This window comes from Yoonia maricola, from assembly GCF_002797915.1.
Classification (GTDB): domain Bacteria; phylum Pseudomonadota; class Alphaproteobacteria; order Rhodobacterales; family Rhodobacteraceae; genus Yoonia; species Yoonia maricola.
Genome location: NZ_PGTY01000002.1, coordinates 49,951 through 74,557 on the forward strand (window position 1 = coordinate 49,951; position 24,607 = coordinate 74,557).

Below are 24,607 nucleotides of genomic sequence, written 5' to 3' on the forward strand. Positions count from 1 at the left end.
TTAGTACCGGTAATGCTCTGGCTTGAAGGGGCCTTCGACGGTGACGCCGATGTAATCCGCCTGCTCTTTCTTCAGTTCAGTCAGTTTCACGCCGATCCGGGCCAGATGCAGACGCGCGACCTTTTCATCCAGATGTTTGGGCAGGATATGCACGCCGATTTCATAAGCGTCGCCATTGTTCCACAGTTCCATCTGCGCCAGCACTTGGTTGGTGAAAGAAGCGGACATCACGAAGGATGGATGCCCGGTTGCATTGCCAAGGTTCAGCAAACGACCCTCAGAGAGCAGGATCAAGCGGTTGCCAGATGGCATCTCGATCATATCGACCTGCTCTTTAATGTTGGTCCACTTGTGGTTCTTAAGCGCTGCCACCTGAATTTCATTGTCGAAGTGGCCGATATTGCCGACGATCGCCATATCCTTCATCTCGCGCATATGCTCGATGCGGATCACGTCCTTATTGCCGGTTGTGGTGATGAAGACATCGGCTGAATCCAGCACATCTTCCAGCACGACAACTTCAAAACCGTCCATCGCAGCCTGCAACGCACAGATTGGGTCAACCTCTGTCACCTTCACACGCGCGCCGGCACCGGCCAATGACGCAGCAGAGCCTTTGCCCACATCGCCATAACCACAAACGACAGCCACCTTACCCGCCATCATCGTGTCGGTCGCACGGCGGATGCCATCGACCAGCGATTCTTTGCAGCCATACTTGTTGTCGAACTTCGACTTCGTGACGGAATCGTTCACGTTGATCGCCGGGAACGGCAGTTGGCCGTTCTTGTGCAGATCATAAAGCCGGTGAACACCAGTTGTTGTTTCCTCGGACACCCCTTTGATCGCATCGCGCGTCTTGGTGAACCAACCGGGGCTGGCGGCCATACGTTTGGCGATTTGCTTTTTGATAACTTCTTCTTCCTCGGACTGCGGCACGGGGATGATGTCTTCGCCCGCTTCCGCACGCGCGCCCAACAGCACATAGAGCGTGGCATCACCACCATCATCAAGGATCATGTTGCAGCCTTCAGGGAACATGAAGGATTTGTCCAGATAGTCCCAATGCTCTTCCAATGACTGACCCTTGATCGCAAACACAGGTGTACCGCCAGCAGCAATAGCGGCGGCCGCGTGATCTTGCGTGGAAAAGATGTTGCATGACGCCCAGCGCACATCGGCACCAAGGGCTGTCAGCGTTTCGATCAAAACCGCAGTTTGGATCGTCATGTGCAAGGAGCCGACAATCCGCGCGCCTTTCAGCGGCTGTTTGTCACCGTATTCCTCGCGCAGCGCCATCAGGCCCGGCATCTCTGTTTCGGCGATATCCAGCTCTTTGCGGCCGAACTCTGCAAGGGCGATGTCCTTGACGATATAGTCTTTCATTGCTGCCTCCTCGGCGCGCGGTTGATAGGTTTGCGTGGCTGATAGCAGGGCTTTCGCCCTGCGACAATGGCGTCGATGTCGCGCTCATTGAGCGATGTCAAAGCCAAATCGTATGCAGGCCTTATGAGAGAATCGTTAACCCAATATGGAGTAAGCCAATGACACTGCCCAAAACCATGAAGGCCGCCGTTGTCACAGGATTAGGTGCGCCCCTTGATATTCGCGAAGTCCCGGTCCCCGAGGTTGGCTCTGGTCAGGTTCTTATGCGGGTCCGGGCCAGCGGTGTCTGCCACACTGACCTGCATGCTGCCATGGGCGATTGGCCGGTCAAACCCACCGCCCCTTTCATTCCTGGGCATGAAGGCGTGGGTGAAGTGGCCGCCGTTGGCGATGGTGTGACCCACCTTAAGGAAGGCGACCGGATTGGCGCGCCATGGCTGCATACGGCTTGCGGGCGATGCGAACACTGCGTCGGCGGCTGGGAGACCCTGTGCGAGAGCCAGCAAATGACGGGCTATAGCGTTGACGGCGGCTATGCTGAATATGTCCGCGCCGATGCGAACTACGTCGGGCGTCTGCCAGATGGTCTGGAGTTTGGTCCCGCTGCACCAATCCTGTGTGCAGGTGTCACAGTCTACAAAGGCCTGAAGGAGACCGACACCAAGCCGGGCGATTGGGTTGCCATTTCCGGTATCGGCGGGCTCGGCCATATGGCGGTACAATACGCCAAGGCGATGGGCCTGCATGTGGTGGCTGTTGACGTATCGGAAGACAAACTCAAGCTCGCCCGTGACCTTGGCGCGGATTTGGCACTGCACGCTGTCGATCAAGATCCTGTCGGCGAAATCCAGACCCAACTGGGTGGCGTGCACGGCGCGCTTGTGACTGCTGTGTCCAACAGCGCGTTCTCTCAAGCCGTCGGTATGATGCGGCGCGGCGGCACCTTGTCACTTGTTGGCCTGCCACCTGGCGATTTCCCCCTGCCGATCTTTGAGGTCGTATTGAAAGGCATCACCGTGCGCGGTTCCATCGTTGGCACACGCAATGATCTGGCTGAAAGCCTTGCCTTTGCTGGTGATGGCGCTGTCGCATCCCATTTTTCATGGAACAAGCTGGAAAACATCAATGCAATCTTTGACAAGATGAAAGCGGGTGGAATCGACGGACGGATTGTTCTGGAAATCTAAAGCGCCTGCTTTACGCAATGCGCGCACCGCTTTATGTCCACAATCTAGTGTATTGGCGGAGCGGGCATGGCAAAAGCACAACCCAGAGCGTGGCAGCGGATGCTTTCAGGGCGCAGACTTGACCTGCTGGACCCTACACCCGTCGATATCGAGATTGAAGATATTGCCCATGGCCTTGCATTTGTTGCGCGCTGGAATGGGCAGACCAAGGGTGATTTTGCTTACTCGGTGGCAGAGCATTCCATTCTGGTCACACAGATTTTTCAACGACAACAGCCCAAGGCCCCGGCCAAATGGCAGTTGGCTGCCTTGCTTCACGATGCCCCGGAATACGTCATCGGCGATATGATCAGCCCGGTGAAAGCCGCCGTTGGCCCGGGCTATGGCGCATTGGATGATCGGTTGACGGCGGCCATTCATTTGCGGTTTGGACTGCCAGCGCAAATTCCGGTTTCGGTCAAAAAGCAGATCAAGAAGGCGGACAAACTATCAGCTTGGCTGGAAGCGACCCAAATCGCAGGCTTTACCCAAGCGGAAGCCGATAAATTCTTTGGCAAACAAGACCCCGCATTGGCAAGCAACCTGCAGATTGCGCTCAGGCCACCGGTCACAGTCCGCGATGATTACACTGCACTATATCACAAACTGGCGGCCACCTTATGATTACTCGTCCTGCAATACCCGCTGATGCACCTGATATGACCGCCTTGCTGAATGAGATTATCGCTATTGGCGGCACCACAGCTTATACGACGCCGCTGACCGAAGAGCAGGTGCTGCGCGACTATATCACGCGGGAGAGCCTTATCAGCTCTCACGTTGCTGAAGCAGACGACAGGGTTGTCGGCTTTCAATGGCTGCGTTGGGCCGATCCGGAATGTGATGGCATGCCTAAAGGGTGGGCCATCATCGCCAGCTTTGTCGCGACAAGTGCCGCGGGCAAAGGCATCGGAAAGCACCTTTTTGCGGCAACCGCTACCTCCGCGACAAAAGCGGGCGTCACGACGATTGATGCCACGATCCGGGGTGATAACACATCAGGCTTGCGTTATTATAGCGGTCTTGGATTTGAGGATTACGATCGTCTGACCGATATAGAACTGTCCGATGGAACAGTCGTTGATAAAGTCCGCAAAAGGTTTGAAATCAGCTAGGGCCTGTGGGCGTTCCCCAATACGTACTGGCATGAGACAGATTAGCCGTTCTATCGCAACGGTCCCTTAATCAATTCAGGATCATACTCCGGCACTAATGCTGCAGGAATCATGATGCTCGCAACCCGAAACCAGGCTGAACAGGCAACGTCGCGCCTTTTCCTGCGCAAGCCAGATCGGCTCTGGCTGCACTACTGCTTTGCGTTGGTGATTGTGTTGTGTCTCATCATCGCCACCTATGTCTTAAACCGCGGCATGGTCGAACGCGGGTTGGTCGCTGCCAATGGCATTGCGAAAAGCAATGAACATATTCTTCTGGGGCAAGACATCGTAACGATGTCTGACGATATGGTCGTCACAGATGAAACAGATACAGCCACCTTTAACAAAACTGTCTTGCGGTTCGAAACCGTCTATGCGGACATCGTCGGCACGCAAATCCGCTCTGATACGTTAAATGATCATTTTTTCGGACAGGGTGAAAACCTGAACCAAAACCTGCGCGCCTTTGTTGCCACAGCCATGCAATTCTCGGATGCGCCACCTGAAAATCGACAAGACCTCAATATCCGTCTGAACCGCATTTATAACAGTGGCCTACAGACCCAATTGCGATTGACGACAAAACTCTTGGCCCAGCAGATTGCGGGTGAAGCGGCCCATTTTATGACGTTGCAGCGTGCAATGCTTGCCGCATCGGCTGTTTTAATTGTCGCCGAGGCGTTATTTATATTTCTGCCTGCACAACGATCCGTGCAGTCCAGTTTGCGCGCAATGCGGCAAACCACAAACGAATTGCGCGCATCCCAATCGCAACTTGAAAAAATGAATGCGCAGTTAGAACACACAGTCAGGCATAACCACCTGACCGGCTTGCCCAATCGCAAATCTTTGACAGCGTATTTGATGGATGGGGCATCTTCAAAGAAGATAGGCCAGTGCAGCCTCCTGCTTGTTGGTCTGGATGATTTCAAATCGGTCAATGATATGATGGGGCATGACTATGGTGATGCGCTTTTGATCGCGGTTGGTCAGGCATTAAAAAGCTGCATTGACCACGAAGATCTGGCCGCCCATGTCGGCGGCGACGAATTTGCTATTGTCTCAAGAGAGGCGACACCCCATCTGATCCAACGCATCATGACATCGTTTGACGACCCTTTTGAAATCAAAGGACGGCGCATCCCGATCCATGCCAGTATCGGCTATATTGAGATCAGCGATTGTGCCAAGGCACCGCTTGATATTCTGGCGGATGCGGAAATTGCGCTGCAATTTGCCAAAAATAATGGGGGCGGCCGCGTGCAAGCCTTTACCCAGCATCTGCGCGACGACCTCAGCATGATGCAGCAACTGCAACTGGATCTGACAGATGCGATCCGCAACGGCGAAATTGAACCATGGTTCCAACCGCAAGTACGCCTTGCAGACGGACGTTTGCACGGGGCAGAGGTGCTGGCGCGCTGGCGTCACCCAACACGTGGTTTACTGACACCTGATGTATTTTTGCCCGCGGCAGAGCGGGCAGGGCTGATGATTGACCTTGATCATGCGATCTGGCGCTCGGCCATGGATCACGCCAAAGACTGGGAGGTATCAGACGTTTGGCGGCCCGTCATTTCGTTGAACGCAGCCCCCGATACGATCTCTGATCCACATATGCTTGAGCGTTTTCTGCTTACACTGCAACGCTCTGGTCTGGACGCGGATCAGGTCATCGTTGAGGTGTTGGAAACCACGCTGATCAACGGCAAGGATGATATCGCCGCGATCAACATCGACAGTCTGGCCGATTGCGGCATAGCACTTGAGTTGGACGATTTCGGCACAGGCTATGCTTCGCTGTCCAAACTGACGCAATTGCCTTTGGCCGGGATCAAGCTGGACCGCTCGCTCGTGGCGCCACTACCAGATCAGGCGGCAGATAGCGTCGTGCGGGCCATTCTGGCGCTTGCGACGGAATTGGGTTTGCACGTCATTGCCGAAGGCGTTGAAGAGGATGAGCAAGCCGCCCACCTGAGCGCGCGCGGCTGTGGCGTTGGGCAGGGGTACGGTTTTGGCAAACCGATGCCAGCAGGTGAGTTCACGCGCTGGCTGCAAATACATGCCAAAACACAGCTGCAGGCCGGACCCGATATGGCACGTTTCGCCTGACCCACTTGAGGATTATCCAGACAAGCCGTATCTGAGGCAGGCAAGGCTGACCAGAAAAGGGCGACACATGGCCAATCATCTTTACCAAAACGATCTGCCCGATGGGTTGGACCTTGGCCCTATCGTTGCAATTGATTGTGAAACGATGGGCCTGAACCCACATCGCGACCGGTTATGCCTGATCCAGATGTCAGGCGGCGATGGCAATTGTCACCTTGTTCAGGTGACACCAGGGCAAACCGCGGCACCGAACCTTTGCGCGATGCTGGAAAACCCTGACGTGTTGAAACTGTTCCACTTTGGTCGTTTCGATATCGCTGCCTTACTGAACGCTTTCGGCGCGCTGACTGCCCCGGTTTATTGCACCAAGATCGCGTCGAAACTTGTTCGCACCTATACGGACCGCCATGGGCTGAAAACACTACTGCAAGACATGGCTGGGATCGACATCTCAAAACACCAACAACAAAGCGACTGGGGCGCGCCGGAACTAACCGATGCGCAGCTTGATTATGCCGCTTCTGACGTTTTGTATCTGCACCAGCTGAAAGAGAAATTCGACGTTCTTCTGGCCCGTGAAAACCGCACAAAGGTCGCGCAATCCTGCTTTGATTTCCTGCCCACGCGGGCCAAACTTGATCTGGCCGGCTGGCCCGACACAGATATTTTTGCGCACTGATGACTGATCACACAAAATTCGTATCAGCCGCACGGCGGGTGATCACCGAAGAAGCGCAGGCTTTGTCGGTGTTGTCCGACCAGTTGGGTGACAGCTTTGGCGACGCGGTCGAACTGCTGTTGAACGCGCCGGGCCGCGTCATTGTCAGCGGCATGGGCAAATCAGGGCATATCGCCCGCAAGATCGCTGCGACTTTCGCCAGCACAGGCACGCCAGCACATTTCGTGCACCCCGCCGAGGCCAGCCATGGCGACCTGGGCATGATGACACGCGGGGATGTTGTGTTGGTGCTATCCAATTCTGGCGAAACGCCCGAACTGGCCGATCTGGTCGCCTATACCCGCCGCTTTGGCATTGCGATGATCGGGGTTGCCAGCAAACCCAAAAGCACGCTGTTGCAACGCGCCGACGTCGCGATTGTGTTGCCGAACCTGGGCGAGGCTTGCGGCACCGGCGTTGTCCCTACAACATCGACCACGATGACATTGGCGCTGGGCGATGCCCTTGCCGTCGCCCTGATGGAGCACCGCGATTTTACGCCAGAAAATTTCCGCGAGTTTCACCCTGGCGGCAAGCTCGGCGCGCAGCTGTCCAAAGTGTCTGACCTGATGCATGTAGCAGACGCCATACCGCTTGTGCCTGCTGACACGCCGATGAGCGAAACGCTCTTGGTGATCAGCCAAAAGGGTTTTGGCGTTGTCGGTGTGACTAATGAACAGGACTGCCTGATCGGTATCGTTACCGATGGCGACCTGCGGCGCCATATGACAGGTTTGTTGGACCATACCGCACAAGAGGTGATGACCGCAGAGCCGACAACAGTGGCACCCGAAGCGCTTGCTGAAGAGGCTGTCGCCTTGATGAACGCCAAAAAGATCACCTGCCTTTTCGCCGTTGATCCCAAGGGATCAGGTGCAGCGGCGGGCTTCTTGCATATCCATGACTGTTTGCGCGCAGGGATCGTCTGAACATGGGCCCCACCGACAACCTTTATTCACAGATTGTCGGCTGGGCGAAAATTATTCTGCCGCTTTGTGCACTTGGCCTGTTATCCACACTCTTCCTCTTTGCACGCTCGACCACCGAACCCAGCGACATCGCGCTGGAAGAGGTCGAAGCCATCGCGCGCGAACAGCGCGTGTCCGCGCCGGAGTTTTCGGGTCTGACGGATGACGGTGCAACCATCGTGATATCGGCCAATGCAGCCCGCCCCGATGACACAAAACCCGACACGGTCAATATCGACAACATCAGGCTGCGCATGGACAACACCGACGGCAGTAATATCGAGATCACGGCAACGCAGGGTGAGATTGATGGCCGCGCCGCCTTGGCCAGCTTTCTGGGGCTTGCCCGCCTGACGACATCAACCGGCTATGAGATGGAAACCAACGGATTGGTCGCAGAACTGGAAACCGGACTGGTCACCAGCAGCGGGCTTTTGGAAATTCACGCGCCTTTCGGGCAATTGGCCGCTGGCAAAGTTACCTTTCAGGTGTCATCAGAAGATATCGCGCAGCAGATGCTGTTCACTGACGGGGTACGCCTGCTATACGTACCGCAAACCCCATGACAAAGGATAAGGCAACGATGCTCCGATTGATCGCTTTTTGTGCATCGCTTTTGATTGCGACAGCAGGGTCAGCCATCGCGCAAACCAACGTCAATCTGGGCGGGATCGCAGTTGATACGAGCGCCGCAGTCGAGGTAACGGCCGACAGTCTTGCGGTTGATCAAGCCAGCGGAAAGGCCGTTTTCAATGGCAATGTGATTATCGCGCAGGGCGATTTGCGCCTGACGGCAGGCCAGGTTGAGGTGGTTTATGGCGCTGATACATCGCAGATTGCGCGTTTGATTGCTTCTGAAGGTGTCACCTTTGTCACGGCAGAGGAGGCAGCCGAAGCACAGCAAGCCGACTATGATGTTGTCAGCGGGCTATTGATTTTGGCGGGCGAGGTTTTGCTGACGCAAGGACCAAGCGCCATTTCCGCTGACGAAATGACCATCAATGTCACCGACGGCACCGCCGAAATGGAAGGGCGTGTGCGCACCATTTTACAACAAGGCGATAACTGATGAAGGACGCCAGCCCTCAACTGACAGTTCAGGAAGGCGATGTCGGACTTCACATCGTCAACCTGCGCAAGAGCTATCGCAAAAGGCCGGTGATCCGCGATGTCAGCATCGATCTGGCGCGCGGCGAAGTCGTGGCACTGCTTGGGCCCAATGGATCTGGCAAGACGACGTGCTTTTATTCGATCGCGGGGTTGGTCACGCCCGAAGGTGGGCGCGTTGTGATTGATGGGCGCGATGTCACGACCTGGCCAATGTATCGCCGGGCGCAGTTGGGTATCGGGTATTTACCACAAGAGATGTCGATCTTTCGGGGCATGTCTGTCGAAGACAACATCATGTCAATCCTTGAGATTTCAGTCTCCAACAGCCATCGCCGCCGCGAGCGGCTGGAAGAACTGTTGTCAGAGTTTTCCATTGAACACTTGCGCCGTGCCTCTGCGATGGCGCTATCGGGCGGTGAACGTCGCAGGGTGGAAATCGCGCGCTGTCTTGCGGCGGGGCCAAACTATGTTTTGCTGGACGAACCTTTTGCAGGTGTCGACCCGATTGCCGTTGGCGAAATTCGGCATTTGGTGGCCGACCTCAAGAACCGGGGGATCGGTGTGCTGATCACGGATCACAACGTGCAGGAAACGCTGCAAATCGTCGACCGTGCCTATATTTTGCACGATGGCAAAGTTTTGATGAGTGGAACAACAGCCGAAGTTATTCAGGATGAAAATGTCCGCCGCGTCTATCTTGGCAACAACTTCCGTGTGAACTGATTCTTTTGTGACGTTAACCACTGCATCATTGACAATCGCTAGGGATTCATCGCCAAATAGGATTGATGACTGACCCGTTTAATTCCCCTGCACATGCGCCGGTGTATCGCCGGTTGATGGGGATAACTTTAATAATATCCGGGTGTTATCGTTATCCACTCATATGACGAAACATGGTGAGTCCCTATTTTCGGGCCCCAAATCCTTGTCCTGTCATGATCACCGAAGGAGAAACGATGCGTTACCAAATCAGCGGAAAACAAATCGATATTGGCGCGGCACTGCAAACCCACGTAAAAACCGAGCTGGACGATATCCTGAGCAAATATGCCGGACGACCAACAGAGGCTTACGTTGTTTTTTCCAAGTCAGGGCATGAGTTTGTTTGCGAATCTGTAGTGCATCTTTCGACAGGCCTGAATGCCCAGGCGACCGGCAAAGCGACCGAAATTTATGCAGCTTTTGATGCAAGTTCTGAGAAAATGGACAAGCAGCTGCGTCGATATAAGCGCCGCCTTAAAGATCACCATAAGGAACGCTCTCAACCAGTTGAACTTTCGGACGCGGGATCATATATCCTCGAATCAAGAGATGAGTCCGATGAGGTTGAGCAGGACTCTGTGAATGCGATGATCGTCGCTGAGATGGAGACGAAAATTCCGTCACTGTCTGTTGGTGAAGCGGTTATGCAAATGGAACTGGCGAGTGCCCCGGTACTGGTATTCAGAAATGAGAAACATAACGGTGTGAACGTCGTCTATAGACGTGACGACGGAAACATTGGATGGATCGACCCACGCACATCGGGTTAGACCCGCATATCAACTGAGAGACACGATTAATGCAACTTAGCAGCATTTTGAAAGCCGATGCGGTAAAGTCTATTGCATCTTGCACAAGCAAGAAGCGACTTTTCCATGATCTGGGTGAAGTTGCTGAGTCCTGCTATGGTTTGAATGCCAGTGATGTTGTCGAAGCATTGATCGACCGCGAAGGTTTGGGTCCAACGGGCGTTGGTCAGGGCATCGCCTTGCCACACGCCCGTCTGGAAGATGCAAAGAGCGTCTTTGGTCTGTTCTTGCGTCTGGAAAAACCGCTCGATTTTGATGCGGTGGATCGTCAGCCTGTCGATTTGGTGTTTGCGTTGATCGCACCCAAGGACGCGGGTGTTGACCACCTCAAGGCGCTGGCGCTGGTATCACGCACGCTGCGCGACAAGGCGGTTTGTACAAAGCTGCGGTCAAACAGCGACGCCAATACATTGCACACGATCCTGACCGAGGTTGAGGCGTCTCAGGCCGCTTAGGCCCAGCTTCCAAACCCGAAAGCGGCGTAGTCGCGCGCATAGGCGACGCGCGCCGCGTCCTCAAGCGATTGATCATAGATCTCTGCCAACCGTCCTTGCCAGCGATGCGTGGTATCGCCCAAGGCGGGCGGTTTCGCCACGTGCATCTGCTGCGCTAGATGGTTTAGGTCATCGTCCAAACCTTCTTCTCGCAGCACCATATCCGGTACTGCAAATTGCGCCATACCTTGCAAAAGCGTCAGCTGGCTGGCCCACGAGGGATCAACGCGAATGCTTGTCTGGCCTGATAAATTCATCTTCAGAAATGTCAGGAAACCCAAGAATGCACGGCGGTGATCTTCGTCAGAATAGGCCGCGAGATCATCCAATGCAGGGGCGAAATCAGGCATTTTCAGCTTATGCACTCTGATCAGATTGGCCCGGATTTCAGGTAAACCGCGAGGCCCATCTAGCAAAATCCGGTCGCAAAATGCCGCATGCGCGCGTGCCAAAGGGTGGCGCAGTACGGCAAAGCTGCGGTGTGGCTGATGGGTTTCCTGCCACATACGCAGCGACTTTTGCGTGAACTTTTGGATCAGCGCATCAGTCGGCGCATCATCGACCGCCGCTAACCACTGCCGCACCGCGCGATCAGGGCCCGATCGAAGCGGCATATACATCAGCCCCGTTTTGGGTGCCGCGATATAGGTCGGGATGGCGGGGCCGCGCCCTTGTTCGAAATGTGGAGTGCAGGTGAGGCCGAATGGATCAAGATCGGCCAGGGCCGCTTTCATTTCATCAAAGTTTGTAACCTTGTATTCCAGCGGTTCGGGGTTTTGCTTTTTCAGTTTTTTATGCACGTTTGACAGCCGCGATTTGACACCCAGAAACTGCACCAGACCGTTCAACACATCGACATCGCGTAGGTCATCATAGGCGATATGGAATGCCGTTTGCCCGCTGATCTGCAAGGCGCGGTGAATGCGGGCCTGAAAGGCTTGCGTGGCCTTCAAATGCGCGTCAAATGCGTCCACGTCAAATGTGATTGCTGTCGATTTGGAATGTGTAGCATTGGTCAGCTTCCACTGCCCTGTGGCCTGTGCGATTTTCCAACTGATAAAACTGTCCAGCGGGTTGCGCGTTAGGATGATCTTGGCGCAAAGCGGGTCATCGATACAGATGTCCAGCACCCGTGGGTCATGGTCGTGGAAAAAACGAAAGCCCGCTAAGTCATCGCTTTGCTTGATCTTCTCCAGCAAGGCTAGCGGATCCTTTTCTCGCGCATCCCGATCAATCCCCAGCACCTCATCTATTTTCGGGTAACCCACGAATGACGGATTAAACGCCTCACCATAGCAACTAATGTCATCAAGCATGTTCAGGTTTGCTTCCAACAGGTTTGACCCGGTGCGCATTTCGGCCAGCAGAATGAACGATTGAAATCTGCTCATTGCCCGCTGATCACGTAAGGTTTGCGACGGACCGCTGGTATGGTCTGTTGGGTATTGCCGACGGTAATGTCGCCTGTCAGGAACGGATGCATCCCTTGGTTTTTAAGATCTTGCAGGAAGTCAGGTAAACCCGTCAGATCAGGCATTTTCGGCACTTCCTTCAACGCATTCCCGCGATGCCCGGCGATATCATCAATGATCGTCTGTAACACATCCATCGGTGCCTCGATGAACTGCGCCAACGTCATGATCTTGATCCGTGCGCGTGCATCGGGCGACCGCAGCACCCTAAGGAATTTATCCTCAATGCGTTGCAAGCGCGCGGCCTCGGTCCTGACCTCACTCGCCGACCGGCCAGAGTCATAGAGCGGGATCGACCATGCGCCCGAGACGACCCAGATACTGGCGTTTGTGTCCTTGGCCAATGTCCAGCGAATATCTTGCGTATCGGCAGGCCCGAACTGAAAACAATGATGTTGGTCACGACCATTCCAGATCAGGTTGGTCAGGAACATCTTGCCATTATAATCGCGCAACCGCGCATTATCGGATAGCCCACCGCGATAGACCTCACTTTCGTCGGCAAAATGGGCCCTGTCCTTTGCAAAAAGGTGGCCGTGCACCTGCGCACCGGTCTGTCGGGTCAACCATGCCGAAAAATCGGGAAACACATCATCAAGCCCCTGCAACACCGCATAGGGGGCGGCAGCAATGCTGGTTTGTCGGTCGCTGCTGGGATAGCGGCTTTGCATGTAGAGCCCCGGACGGCCAAGTGTACGCCGCTCGACCGCTTGCGAAAACACGCGGTCCACTGCACCAGAATTGGGTTCTTCATCGGCACGCAGTGGGTCGTCAGGTAAAGGGAAAGTCTGATACAGCAGATGCGCATCATGCCAAATCTTGCGCGCAACAAAGCTTTTTGAGCGTTGTAGCAGTTCGGCATGGTCATCGAAAAAGATGTGTGGCTTACCCTGATAGTCAAACTTGGCCAACGTTAGCGACCGGCTTTCCACAATGCGCGCATGCAGCCGCGTTAGGGTCTGATAATAGCTTTCGTCGGGGATCCAGACTTTGCGAAAGTAGGCATCATAGGTCGGGCGATGGGGATCGCGCAGTATCGCATCAAGCGTTTGCCGTGTGAGGCACCACCATTGTGACCCCATGTGTGGCACGATCCCGTCTGGAATATTGCGCCGGTACCCCAGTGCCTGTTGCAGTTTGACGAACAGGTCAAAGAGTCGGCGGTGTTTCTTCCAAGCAAAGGGAAACTGCAATGTGAACCGTTCCCGGTCCAGCCCACCAACCGTCCAGGGCACATCTGCCGTTGTAGCACTTTCGATAAAATCCGTGTCTGGATGCGCGTCCAGGTAGCGTTGTAACTCTGCGATTGGCCGCAACGGCAGGCAAGTCCCTGAAGCAAGGAACGCATGCTGCACTTCGGGAAAATCTTCAAGCAATAGCGTCGCGGCCTCTTGCGAGGCGGCGACAAGCCCCCAGGTACCCCATTCGCATCGATGACGGGCTGAGAAGCGAACGTTGACCAAATCTGCGAGCGATTGGGAAAAGGCATCATAGGTCGCAACTGGCACATTGCTGTCCACATGCACCACAACCGGGCATCCGGCATGGGCCCAGTGGCGCACCATCTGTTCGGCGCGGTCGAACCCCGTGTGGACCAGCATGATGACACCCAGGCTCATGCCCAATTCCCCTTGGACATCAGCCCCAGCACTTCAAGTTGGCGCCAGTTAATATATCGCTCGCTCCATTGGCACCAAAGATCGGGGTCAGCGCCGTAGCGTTCCGCATAAGACTGATATTCTTGTCCTTTGCGATAATGCTCACCGCGTTTTGCTTCTTCGGTTGCGCGCGCGCCAAAGGTGTTCAGGAACTTGGCATGCAGTAAGACGCCTGACGTCTTTTCGCCCCCTTGTTGGTCATAGACGAGGTTGAGCCCACGTGGCAGCATCATATGGGTTGAACTGACGTAAGCATAAGGTTTGCGCCATTTCACGAAGGGGATTTTGTTCAGCGCTGGTGCTTGTTTCGGCTTGGTCGCAAAGAAACTGCGCGCACGTGGCCCCCCTTGAATCCACAGGTTCTTGAGCAGCTTGTTCTGCGTCATCACATAGTTGCCGGGGTCAAACCAGCTGGCCGTTTCAAACGGGTCATCGCCGCGGGCGTAGGTGGTCTGCCCCACCGGTCCCTTGGGATACATATCCAGCAGCATCGCCCCGAATGACCGCACATCGGATGCATCCAACCAATCGGCCAAGGCACGAATGGGCCGGGTATCGCAGAATGGATAGACAAAAAATTCATCCACATCGACGGTTAGCGTCCAATGCCCGTCGGCGTATTTGCCTTGCAGATAGGTCAACCAGTCAACGCCGTACCGGGCATCACCGTATGGGGCATCGGTGCGCCACAAGGATACATCGGGCTGGTCCCGCGCAAAGTCAGGCCCACCATCTTGGCTGCCGTTGTCGATCATCAGAAAATGATTGATGCCCAGCTTGCGGTAGTAGTCAAAAAAGAACGGCAGCCGCACATCTTCGTTGCGGAAGGTGCAGAACAGCAGCACATCATCGGTGCCAATATGGCGGGTCCGGTCAGACACCGTCTTTAGCTCGCGCCCTTTACGCAAGGCACGGGCACGCCAGCGTTTGCGCTGCCACCGCAGCCGATATGATGTCAAAAAACCCAAGCCTAAAGCTACCTGACTGTCCCGTTACCACTTACCATATCAGACCCAACGCCCCTTGGACATCAACCCTAGTTCCACCAATTGCGCAGGTCCTTCATAGCGGCAAGAGCCTTCATGCCAGAAGTCCGGATTTTTCGTCAGTCTGCGATGATAGTCCTGATACAAAGCTGTGTTCTGAAAATGCTGCCCGCGTGTCAATTCTTCGGCAGACTTTGCTGCCACGATGGGCAGGAATTTGGTGTGTAGCAGGGCACCGCTGACTTTGCTGTCGCCCTTGAGGTCAAACACATCATGCAGACGCGTGGGCAAGATCTGATGGGTTGAACTGACATAGGCATAGCGCCATGACCAACGTACCAGCGGCGTCTTATTGAGCGTGGGCGCGCGCGCCGGCTCGTCCGCGAAAAAGACGCGTTCGCGCACGCCGCCTTGGATCCAAAGGTTGTGATAATAGGGGTGCACCTGATCGCGGTAGTTGTCGGCATCAAACCAGTTCAGCGATGCTGTCGGATCATCCCCGGGCTGATAAGTGGCTGACCCCAATGACCCCTTAGGATAGAGGTCCAGCATCAGCGCACCAAAGGACGCCTCGCCCTGATCATCGAGCCACGTTGTAAGCGCGTGCAGATCGCGGTTTTCGGCGTCAGGATAGGTCAGAAGCTCGTCCGCATCGACGGTCAGACACCAGTGCCGGTTGCCGTATTGCCATTGTAACCATCCAAGCCAGTCCATTCCAAAGCGTGACAACCGATAGCTGTCGGTCGTTGTCCATAGCGATACATCCGACTGCTGCGCCAAAAAAGCGGCCGTGCCATCGTCACTGCCGTTATCAACGAACAGAAAATGGTTAATTCCAAGTTCGCGGTAGTAGTCAAGGAAATGGGGCAACCTGACGATTTCATTGCGCACCGTCGCAAAGGCAAGGATCGCATCAGAGGAAATCTTTGTGGTCCGGTCCAACGAGACCGTCAACTCATTACGCTTGCGCCATATCCGAAAAAGAAACCGCCTGCGTTTCCAACGCAGGCGGTAAGCATGCCAAAGGCCAGTTTTGGGCGGCGCCATGGCCGGCTTATTGCGCGGCCTGTTTGGCCGCATAAAGCTGGGTCAAGAACCCATCAAGCTCATCACGCAGATCGTCGCGCGCCAGTGCGAAGGCCACGGTGGCCTGCAAGAAACCCGCTTTGGATCCACAGTCATACCGCTCGCCTTCGAATTGGAAACCAAACACATCGCGGCCAGACTGGATTTCCTGGGCAATCGCATCTGTTAGTTGAATTTCGCCACCCGCACCGCGCCCAACGCTGCTAAGATTAGCAAGCACCTGCGGCGTCAGAATGTAACGCCCGATAACAGCGTAGTTCGACGGGGCTGTGCCAGCGGCAGGTTTTTCCACCATACCGCGCGCCTTGACCAGTGGACCGTTTTGTTCGGCCACATCCAGCACACCATAGGCAGATGTCCGATCCGGGGCGACCTCCATCGCGGCGACCATTGCACCGCCAGTGTCCTGATACGCTTCGACCATCTGTTGCAAACAAGGTGTTTCACCAGCGATCACGTCATCTGGCAGAATAACAGCAAAAGGCTCATCCCCGATCAATTTACTGGCACAGGCAACCGCATGACCAAGCCCAAGCGCCTTATGCTGGCGCATATAAGCGATAGTGCCACTGTCCATGTTCGTATTGCGCAGGATTTCCAGCAGCTCAGTCTTGCCCTTCGCCTCAAGCGAGGCTTCTAAATCAGGGGCCAGATCAAAGTAGTCCTCAAGCGCAGATTTGCCGCGTGATGTGACAAAGATAAAGTCCTCGATCCCGGCTGCGCGGGCCTCGTCAATCGCGTATTGGATTAGTGGGCGGTCCACCAATGTCATGATTTCTTTTGGCACGGATTTGGTTGCTGGCAAGAATCGGGTCCCCAGTCCAGCGACAGGGAAGATTGCTTTTGAGACTTTTCTGTTCATGGAATTTATCCTTCAAACTCATTAAACTAAAATAACAGCTTATCTGCGATACTATAAAGACAAAGCCATCCGATTGCAGCCACCCTGCGCGATAAATCGCGCGCTGATGCTTAGTCTTGGCCCATTTCCGCCAGCATTGCCTCAATACGTGGCACATCTTCAGGGTTGTTTAATTCCCAAAACTGGCGGCCCTTTGCGGCCACTTCGACACATAACATGGGCACACCACGTTCCAGAAAGCGTAACTGTTCCAACCCTTCAAGCTTTTCAAGCGGTCCCGCACCCCATCCCGCATAGGCTGCCAGCGCCTTTGGACGATAGGCATAAACGCCAACATGATGAAAAACGGGTGTTTCGTCGTGATCAGCAAAGTCTTGGCCGGTATAGGGGATCACCTCTTTCGAAAAGTAGAGCGCGTTGTAATCGGCCCCAAAAACAGCGGTCGTCCCACCAACTCGTCCTTCGCGGCGGTCTTGCAGCAGCCCGTTCAGCGCACGCCCTTCGGTGCGTAAAACCGGTGTCGCAACATCCGCATCAGGATTGTCACGCAGCCCTTGCACCAGGTCTTCGATAAACCAGGCTGGCGTAAGCGGTGCATCGCCTTGCAGGTTAACGACGATGTCATAACCCGCCCCCAGATTTTCCAAAGTTTCAGCGCAGCGTTCTGTTCCATTTTGACAATCTGTTGATGTCATGACGACCTCAGCACCAAAATCCTCTGACGCTTTGGCAATCCGCGCATCGTCAGTGGCAATCACCACCTTATCCACTCCGGCCACTTCGCAGGCCGCATCCCAAGACCTGCGGATCAGGCTTTTGGAATCGCCGTTGGCACCACGCAATGTGACCAGCGGCTTGCCCGGATAGCGGGACGAGGCATAGCGCGCGGGGATAACAATAAGAACAGGCATCAGGGTTGCTTCAGCGCGACACCGGGGGCGTAGGCGATGAAGAACGGGTTCTCAAATCCCGGTTTTCCATAAGACAAAGGCGTGTGATCATCAAACCGCACAACATCACCGCCTGCACCTTTCAACACGGCATGACCGGCTGCCGTATCCCATTCCATTGTGCGGCCAAGACGCGGATAGATATCCGCCTCGCCAGTGGCGACAAGGCAGAATTTGAGCGATGAACCCGCGCTTTTCATATCGGCAGTTGCGTATTTATTGATGTAGTCATCCGTCGCTTGATCGCGGTGCGATTTTGACGCCACAACCAAAAGGGCCGTGTTATCAGGTGTTGAAACGGTAATCGGCTGTGTCGGACCGGGGGCGCCTTTGGCAAACGAACCTTCTTCTTCAACAGCAACACCAGCGGCATCCGTATAAAACAAACGGTCTTTGGCAGGCGCATAAACGATACCACGGATCGGCACGCCATCCTGCACATAGGCGATATTTACAGTGAAATCGCCCCGACGCTTGATGAACTCTTTCGTGCCATCCAGCGGATCAACGATCAAGAATGTGCTGACCGATTGTGCATGTGATGCGGCCTGTTCTTCGGTCACAAGGGGGATATCGGGGAAGGCGGCACGTAACCCAGCACTGATGATGGCATCGGCGGCTTCGTCGGCTATCGTGACCGGGCTTTCATCACTTTTCGATCGGACCTCAAAATCATCAGAGCCATAAATCTCCATGATCTTGTCACCGGCCTGCAGGGCCAGATCACGCATCACATTCGTTAATTTCGCAAAGTCCATAATATACCGCCCGTCATTAAAAAGCCCTGTTCGGCCCGTTTATGCTGTTTCGTCAAGCGATCAGCAAGGATATCGTGAGACACAGCAAAAAACCGCAAGGATAGCCGGACCAGCCCCGTAATGTTCCAAACGCCCATCCATAGATCACGCCGCAGCAGCCTGTTTGGCATGCTTGAGGTGACCTATCATACCATCGTACGCAGCGCGCGCAGCGGGCACCGGAATGCGGTGATTGCGCTGGTGCTGAACATGGTACAAGGCCTGACCATGATCGTTGCATTTTTGCTGTTCTATCAGGTTCTGGGGCTTCGCAGTTCACCTATCCGCGGCGATATGCTGCTTTATATCATGACTGGGATTTTCGTTTATCTCACCCACATCAAATCCGTATCCGCTGTCATGGGGGCCGCCGGGCCGACATCTGCCATGATGCTACATCGCCCAATGAACACAATTATCGCCATTGTGGCAGCGGCAGTATCCACGTTTTATCAGCAGTTCATCACGATGGTGATCATCTTAACGCTGTATCATATTCTTTTCACACCCATCACTATTCATGATCCCATCACGGCACTTGGGTTTCTGATCCTGGCATGGTTTTCGGGCTGCGCCGTGGGCATGATCTTTCTTGCACTCAAACCCTGGTTTCCCCGGTTTACGGGCATCGCCAAGGCCATCTATATCCGGGTGAACATGATCGCTTCGGGTAAGCTTTTCGTGGTTAACACACTGCCCGCAACAATGATCGCTATGTTTGACTGGAACCCCTTGTTTCATATCATCGACCAGATGCGCGGCGCTGTCTTTCTGCATTACAACCCGCAATTCACGAACGTCGAATACCCGATCTACCTGTCGCTGGTATTCATCATGATCGGGCTAATGGGTGAATTCTTTGCCCGTCAGCACGTTTCGCTAAGCTGGTTTGCCGGGCGATAAAGGGCGCTTCATCTGCTCACACAAGAAAAACCGATATTTTAGCTGTTTTGCTGCCCTTCAAGCGCTTGCAGCCCCAATATCGCATCCCTATATACGCCAAGATCGAAGTTTATGGGTGAACGCCCTGAACATCTAACATGCAACTGGCGCGGGTGCCGAAACGGGTTCGCGCTGGTCAAACCGCCTAAAGTAGAGGGATTTGAAAAATGGCCAAAGTTATTGGTATCGACCTGGGAACCACGAACTCCTGCATTGCCATCATGGATGGTGCAAAGCCGCGTGTTGTAGAAAATGCCGAAGGTGCGCGCACGACGCCATCTATCGTCGCGTTCACAGATGATGAGCGCCTTGTTGGCCAGCCAGCGAAACGCCAGGCTGTCACCAACCCTGAGAATACAATCTTTGCGGTCAAGCGTCTGATCGGTCGTCGGTTCGACGACAAGGACCTTGCCAAAGAGAAAAAGAACATGCCGTTCGAGATCATCAATGGCGGCAATGGCGACGCATGGGTCGAAGCCAAGGGTGAGAAATATTCCCCCAGCCAGATCTCTGCCTTCATCCTTGGTAAGATGAAAGAAACCGCCGAGAGCTATCTTGGCGAAGACGTCACACAGGCGGTCATTACGGTCCCTGCGTACTTCAACGACGCACAGCGTCAGGCAACCAAAGACGCCGGTAAGATTGCAGGCCTCGAAGTGCTACGGATTATCAACGAGCCGACAGCGGCGGCACTTGCCTATGGTCTGGACAAGAAAGACAGCAAGACCATCGCCGTTTATGACCTTGGTGGCGGTACGTTCGATGTGACCATTCTGGAAATCGACGACGGTCTGTTCGAAGTGAAATCCACCAATGGTGACACGTTCCTTGGTGGTGAAGACTTTGACATGCGCATCGTCAACTACCTGGCTGATGAGTTCAAAAAAGAGAACTCGGTCGATCTGACCAAGGACAAGATGGCGTTGCAGCGTCTGAAAGAAGCGGCTGAGAAAGCGAAGATCGAGCTTTCGTCTTCTTCCAGCACCGAAATCAACCAGCCGTTTATTTCGATGGGCTCTGACGGTCAGCCGTTGCACATGGTCATGAAGCTGACACGCGCCAAGCTGGAAAGCCTTGTTGGCGATCTGATCAAGTCTTCGCTGAAGCCTTGTAAGGAAGCGATCAAGGATGCGGGCCTGTCCACATCTGACATCGACGAAGTCGTGTTGGTCGGTGGTATGACGCGTATGCCGAAGGTGAAGGAAGAAGTTGCCAAATTCTTTGGCAAGGAAGCCCACCAAGGCGTGAACCCTGACGAAGTTGTTGCCATGGGTGCCGCCATTCAGGCCGGTGTTCTGCAAGGCGACGTCAAAGACGTTGTTCTGCTGGACGTGACACCATTGTCACTGGGTATCGAAACCCTTGGTGGTGTGTTCACACGCTTGATCGACCGCAACACAACGATCCCGACGAAGAAGTCTCAGGTCTTCTCGACTGCCGAAGACAACCAGAACGCGGTGACTTTGCGCGTGTTCCAGGGTGAACGTGAAATGGCCGCTGACAACAAGATGTTGGGCCAGTTCAACCTTGAAGATATCCCGCCAGCACCACGCGGCCTGCCGCAGATCGAAGTGACCTTCGACATTGACGCCAACGGCATCGTTGAAGTCGGCGCCAAGGACAAAGGCACCGGCAAAGAGCAGAAGATCACGATCCAAGCCTCTGGCGGTCTGTCCGATGACGACATCGAAGCAATGGTCAAAGACGCCGAGGCAAACGCCGAGGCCGATAAGGAACGCCGTGAGCTGGTTGATGCGAAAAACCAGGGTGAAAGCCTGATCCACTCGACCGAAAAGTCGATGGAAGAGCATGCTGACAAGGTGGACCCAACCACGATCGAAGCCATTGAGCTGGCGATTGCCGCGCTCAAGGATGATCTGGAAGGTGAAAGCGCAGACAAGATCAAGTCTGGCATCCAGAACGTGACCGAAGCGGCCATGAAATTGGGCGAGGCGATCTATAAGGCACAGCAAGAGGCAGAAGGCGAAGCAGAGCCTGACGCACCGGGTGCCGATGAAGAAATCCTTGATGCGGATTTCGAAGATCTGGATGACGACAAGCGTGACAACTAAGGCCATGCGCCGTTGAAAAGTGACCGGCCCCTAAACCGGGCCGGTCGTTTTCATTCCCAAGGGGGAAAAATTCATGGCAAAACGTGACTATTACGATGTTCTTGGTGTCGCCAAAGGCGCAGATGCTGCTGCCATCAAAAAAGCCTATCGCCAAAAGGCGAAAGAGCTGCACCCAGACCGCAATTCCGACAATCCAAACGCCGAAGCACAGTTCAAAGAAGCCAATGAGGCTTATGAAGTTCTAAAAGACGAGAATAAGAAAGCCGCCTATGACCGCTATGGTCACGCCGCTTTTGAAAACGGCATGGGCGGTGGCGGCGGGCCACGCGGTGGCCAAGGCGACTTTGGCAGCGCGTTCTCTGACGTGTTTGACGATCTGTTTGGCGACTTCATGGGCGGTGGCCGTGGCGGCGGTGGCAGGCGAAGTACGGCGCAGCGCGGGAATGACCTGCGCTATAATCTGCGGATCAACCTTGAAGATGCCTTTGCAGGCATGCAGAAAACCATCACCGTCCCAACAGCCGTTGGCTGTGGCGCCTGTAACGGCACCGGCGCCGAGGGCGGATCAGAACCGCAGACCTGCCCCACATGTTCCGGCATGGGCAAGGTCCGCGCGCAGCAAGGTTTCTTCACCGTTGAACGGACCTGTCCGACCTGTTCGGGTATGGGCCAGATTATCAAGGACCCCTGCAACACCTGCCACGGTCAAGGCCGCGTCGAGAAAGAGAAGTCGCTTTCCGTCAACATCCCAGCGGGTGTTGAAACCGGTACGCGTATCCGCCTTGCTGGCGAAGGCGAGGCAGGCATGCGCGGCGGGCCAACCGGTGACCTTTATATCTTTATCGAGGTTCAGGATCATGCGCTGTTTGAGCGTGAAAGTACCAACCTTTACTGCCGCGTGCCTGTGTCCATCGCGACTGCGGCGCTTGGTGGTGAGATTGAAGTGCCAACAATCGACGGTGGTCGCAGCCGGGTGAAAGTACCCGAAGGGTCGCAATCAGGTCGCCAAATGCGTTTGCGCGGCAAAGGCATGCCCGCGCTGCGTGGCGGTAACACAGGCGATATGTTCATTGAACTGGCCGTTGAGACACCCGTAAAACTGACATCGCGCCAGCGCGAAATCCTCAAGGAATTTGACCAACTCAGCGAAGAGAATAATCCACAAGGGTCCAGCTTCTTCGACAGTGTCAAAAGCTTTTGGGACTCGATGAAGGGTTAGCGTTAACCACGCAGTAACCATGGCTTTGGCAGAGTAGGGGGATGACTCACTTTGCCGAAGCACCCTCCTTGTTTGCAGACCATGATGATGTGACCGAAGTTTTGCCTTTGGCCAAAGGCAAGGTCCCATCCTACATGCGCGACCACCGCAAACGGCTGCGCGAACGCTTCTTGTCTGGTGGTGCGGCAGCGATCCCCGATTATGAAATGCTGGAACTTGTTCTGTTTCGTGCCATCCCGCGACAGGACGTCAAACCGCTGGCGCGGGACCTGATCGACACTTTTGGCGACTTCAATCGTGTGCTCTCAGCGCCGGCGACCCAACTATCCACAGTAAAAGGGGTCGGAGACGCCGTTCTTCTCGAACTGAAAATCGTAGAGGCGGCAGCCCACCGCCTGTCACGCGCTAAGATCATGCAACGCCATGTGTTATCCAGCTGGGACGCGCTGCTGGACTACTGCCATACCATCATGGCCCACCGTGAAACTGAACAGTTTCGCATTCTGTTTCTGGACACCAAGAACACTGTAATCGCAGACGAAGAACAGGCCAAAGGGACGGTTGATCATGTTCCGGTTTACCCGCGCGAGGTGGTCAAACGGGCGCTGGAACTGAACGCCAGCGCGCTGATTCTTGTGCATAATCACCCCTCTGGTGATCCCACACCGTCTGACGCTGACATTCAGATGACCCGTCAGATTGATAAGGCTACCAAGGCACTGGGAATCACAGTGCACGATCATCTGATTATAGGAAAGTCGAATGAGACCAGCTTTCGTGCACTTGGTCTGTTTGACGATGCGGGCTAGTTTGACGCGATTGTAAGATCAGAAAACTTGTCACCAAAGAAAACAACTTCGCCAATGTAGCTGCAGGGTGGTATCAGCGCCACGATTTGGGTGCTGACAAGCGTTTGTCCAGCATTCGTTTGAATGGTCGTCGCATCGATTTCGCGACCGCAATTCTGAGGGCTCACCGTCACACCCACCCGCAGATCAACCCCGCCATCGCGGTTCATCTGACCCTCAGGAAAGGTGTACACTTCGGCTTGGTATGGAATTTCCGCATCGGCATCGCCAACATAGACGACGAAACCGTTCTTGCCCTCGCGGGTGTCTTGCGGTGAATGCAATGACGCCGACCAGACATGGCCGGGATCACCGATCTGCGCGCCGTTTTCCAACGCATGCAGGCGCATGTTGTCGGCAGTCTCCCACTGCAGGACGGCGCGATCATATTGGCGCAGCTCTGGTACAAAAATTTTTGTTGAGGCCTGCAGAACGTTGTTAAACGTCACCTTGAATTCGGCGTCCGTCATAAGCGCTGGAATGCGCACGGTGGCGTTGCCGTCACTGTCGGTATTGGATGCAACCCGCATGCCGCTGTGGGACACAGCAAACGCCTGATTTTCCGCACACGGGGCAGAAAGGGACAAGGCAACCATCGCAGCAGGTTCGCGCGCGGCAGATAACGTGGCTTCACATCCCGCGATCGGTGCGGCCATGATCATCTCAAATGCGGGGGTCGCCATTTCGCCATAAACAGCATCCACTGCGACCACGCGTTGGACGTTGGCCGCATGGTTCAAAGGTGTCGTCACGATGTCTGGCATCCCAAATACAGGTTGCCCCTGCGCATTGGTCGACAACATCAAAGTGCGCGGTGCTTTGTTATAGGCGTCTTCACCCTTACCATCACCAACACGTGGCGTCGTTTCACCGTACTGCACAAGAAACCCAAGGGTCACAGCAATGGTCAGCGTCGACGCGACAGTTTTGATCGTGTTAAAGCGAGACATCCCCATCCCTCACAGCGGCA

General features: G+C 54.8%; 24 protein-coding genes. 15 read left to right on the forward strand and 9 right to left on the reverse strand.

The genetic code is table 11. The features are described 5' to 3' along the window. Positions 1-1,386 carry an adenosylhomocysteinase gene (ahcY, locus tag BC777_RS10450; protein ID WP_100368141.1) on the reverse strand — a complete coding sequence of 462 codons (1,386 nt, stop codon included), beginning with the start codon at positions 1,384-1,386 and terminating at the stop codon, positions 1-3. Between the two features lie 158 nt (positions 1,387-1,544). Here ahcY and adhP point away from each other — a divergent pair, with 158 nt between their 5' ends. The 11 genes from adhP to BC777_RS10505 all read left to right on the forward strand — a co-directional run bounded on the left by adhP (position 1,545) and on the right by BC777_RS10505 (position 10,706). Beyond that, entirely contained in the window at positions 1,545-2,573 is a 1,029-nt protein-coding gene (gene adhP / locus BC777_RS10455; RefSeq protein ID WP_100368142.1) for an alcohol dehydrogenase AdhP, read from the forward strand. Positions 2,574-2,639: 66 nt separating this feature from the next. Further along, positions 2,640-3,236 carry an HD domain-containing protein gene (locus BC777_RS10460; protein ID WP_100368143.1) on the forward strand — a complete coding sequence of 199 codons (597 nt, stop codon included), beginning with the start codon at positions 2,640-2,642 and terminating at the stop codon, positions 3,234-3,236. Beyond that, on the forward strand, positions 3,233-3,727 hold the full coding sequence (locus BC777_RS10465; RefSeq protein ID WP_100368144.1) for a GNAT family N-acetyltransferase: 495 nt from the start codon (positions 3,233-3,235) through the stop codon (positions 3,725-3,727). The genes BC777_RS10460 and BC777_RS10465 overlap by 4 nt, the downstream gene beginning before the upstream one ends. A gap of 114 nt (positions 3,728-3,841) precedes the next feature. Continuing rightward, positions 3,842-5,881 (forward strand): putative bifunctional diguanylate cyclase/phosphodiesterase, encoded by a 2,040-nt coding sequence (locus tag BC777_RS10470; protein ID WP_100368812.1) that lies wholly within the window; start codon positions 3,842-3,844, stop codon positions 5,879-5,881. Between the two features lie 67 nt (positions 5,882-5,948). Further along, complete coding sequence (locus tag BC777_RS10475; protein ID WP_100368145.1) at positions 5,949-6,560, forward strand: ribonuclease D; 612 nt, start codon at positions 5,949-5,951, stop codon at positions 6,558-6,560. Then, positions 6,560-7,528: a KpsF/GutQ family sugar-phosphate isomerase gene (locus BC777_RS10480; protein ID WP_100368146.1), complete on the forward strand. Its 969-nt coding sequence runs from the start codon at positions 6,560-6,562 to the stop codon at positions 7,526-7,528. The genes BC777_RS10475 and BC777_RS10480 overlap by 1 nt, the downstream gene beginning before the upstream one ends. 2 nt (positions 7,529-7,530) lie before the next feature. Continuing rightward, a complete protein-coding gene (locus BC777_RS10485; RefSeq protein WP_100368147.1) occupies positions 7,531-8,133 on the forward strand; it encodes a hypothetical protein in 603 nt (200 codons plus the stop codon). A gap of 17 nt (positions 8,134-8,150) precedes the next feature. Continuing rightward, the gene (locus BC777_RS10490) at positions 8,151-8,636 is read left to right on the forward strand and encodes an LptA/OstA family protein (RefSeq protein WP_100368148.1); all 486 of its coding nucleotides are present in this window, start codon (positions 8,151-8,153) and stop codon (positions 8,634-8,636) included. Then, positions 8,636-9,400, forward strand: coding sequence for an LPS export ABC transporter ATP-binding protein (lptB, locus tag BC777_RS10495; protein WP_100368149.1), 765 nt, complete (start codon positions 8,636-8,638; stop codon positions 9,398-9,400). The genes BC777_RS10490 and lptB overlap by 1 nt, the downstream gene beginning before the upstream one ends. Positions 9,401-9,636: 236 nt before the next feature. Then, positions 9,637-10,212, forward strand: a complete 576-nt coding sequence (gene hpf / locus BC777_RS10500) for a ribosome hibernation-promoting factor, HPF/YfiA family (RefSeq protein ID WP_100368813.1) — start codon at positions 9,637-9,639, stop codon at positions 10,210-10,212. Between the two features lie 29 nt (positions 10,213-10,241). Further along, on the forward strand, positions 10,242-10,706 hold the full coding sequence (locus BC777_RS10505; protein WP_100368150.1) for a PTS sugar transporter subunit IIA: 465 nt from the start codon (positions 10,242-10,244) through the stop codon (positions 10,704-10,706). On the opposite strand, the gene BC777_RS10510 is transcribed toward BC777_RS10505, so the two are convergent. The 7 genes from BC777_RS10510 to cysQ all read right to left on the reverse strand — a co-directional run bounded on the left by BC777_RS10510 (position 10,703) and on the right by cysQ (position 18,517). Further along, a complete protein-coding gene (locus BC777_RS10510; RefSeq protein ID WP_100368151.1) occupies positions 10,703-12,136 on the reverse strand; it encodes a sulfotransferase family 2 domain-containing protein in 1,434 nt (477 codons plus the stop codon). The two genes, BC777_RS10505 and BC777_RS10510, sit on opposite strands and share 4 nt — an antisense overlap. Then, positions 12,133-13,836: a DUF5927 domain-containing protein gene (locus BC777_RS10515; protein WP_100368152.1), complete on the reverse strand. Its 1,704-nt coding sequence runs from the start codon at positions 13,834-13,836 to the stop codon at positions 12,133-12,135. Before BC777_RS10515 ends, BC777_RS10510 begins: the two co-directional genes overlap by 4 nt. Then, positions 13,833-14,843, reverse strand: a complete 1,011-nt coding sequence (locus BC777_RS10520) for a glycosyltransferase family 2 protein (RefSeq protein WP_168769138.1) — start codon at positions 14,841-14,843, stop codon at positions 13,833-13,835. The genes BC777_RS10515 and BC777_RS10520 overlap by 4 nt, the downstream gene beginning before the upstream one ends. 39 nt (positions 14,844-14,882) lie before the next feature. After that, the gene (locus BC777_RS10525) at positions 14,883-15,908 is read right to left on the reverse strand and encodes a glycosyltransferase family 2 protein (protein WP_100368153.1); all 1,026 of its coding nucleotides are present in this window, start codon (positions 15,906-15,908) and stop codon (positions 14,883-14,885) included. 7 nt (positions 15,909-15,915) lie between these two features. Beyond that, positions 15,916-16,809, reverse strand: a complete 894-nt coding sequence (locus tag BC777_RS10530) for a UTP--glucose-1-phosphate uridylyltransferase (RefSeq protein WP_100368154.1) — start codon at positions 16,807-16,809, stop codon at positions 15,916-15,918. A gap of 110 nt (positions 16,810-16,919) precedes the next feature. Next, positions 16,920-17,720, reverse strand: a complete 801-nt coding sequence (locus BC777_RS10535) for a 3-deoxy-manno-octulosonate cytidylyltransferase family protein (protein ID WP_100368155.1) — start codon at positions 17,718-17,720, stop codon at positions 16,920-16,922. Continuing rightward, positions 17,720-18,517: a 3'(2'),5'-bisphosphate nucleotidase CysQ gene (gene cysQ / locus BC777_RS10540; RefSeq protein WP_100368156.1), complete on the reverse strand. Its 798-nt coding sequence runs from the start codon at positions 18,515-18,517 to the stop codon at positions 17,720-17,722. The genes BC777_RS10535 and cysQ overlap by 1 nt, the downstream gene beginning before the upstream one ends. 120 nt (positions 18,518-18,637) lie before the next feature. Between cysQ and BC777_RS10545 the strand changes: the two genes are divergently transcribed. The 4 genes from BC777_RS10545 (at position 18,638) to radC (ending at position 23,598) form a co-directional block, all read left to right on the forward strand. Continuing rightward, on the forward strand, positions 18,638-19,459 hold the full coding sequence (locus BC777_RS10545; RefSeq protein WP_168769139.1) for an ABC transporter permease: 822 nt from the start codon (positions 18,638-18,640) through the stop codon (positions 19,457-19,459). A 206-nt stretch (positions 19,460-19,665) separates the two neighbouring features. After that, on the forward strand, positions 19,666-21,570 hold the full coding sequence (dnaK, locus tag BC777_RS10550) for a molecular chaperone DnaK (RefSeq protein ID WP_100368157.1): 1,905 nt from the start codon (positions 19,666-19,668) through the stop codon (positions 21,568-21,570). A 73-nt stretch (positions 21,571-21,643) separates the two neighbouring features. Further along, positions 21,644-22,789: a molecular chaperone DnaJ gene (gene dnaJ / locus BC777_RS10555; protein ID WP_100368158.1), complete on the forward strand. Its 1,146-nt coding sequence runs from the start codon at positions 21,644-21,646 to the stop codon at positions 22,787-22,789. Positions 22,790-22,830: 41 nt separating this feature from the next. Further along, positions 22,831-23,598: a RadC family protein gene (radC, locus tag BC777_RS10560; RefSeq protein WP_100368159.1), complete on the forward strand. Its 768-nt coding sequence runs from the start codon at positions 22,831-22,833 to the stop codon at positions 23,596-23,598. Here the strand turns inward: radC and BC777_RS10565 are convergent. Next, positions 23,595-24,587, reverse strand: a complete 993-nt coding sequence (locus BC777_RS10565) for a hypothetical protein (protein ID WP_133122542.1) — start codon at positions 24,585-24,587, stop codon at positions 23,595-23,597. The two genes, radC and BC777_RS10565, sit on opposite strands and share 4 nt — an antisense overlap. Positions 24,588-24,607: the final 20 nt, after the last annotated feature.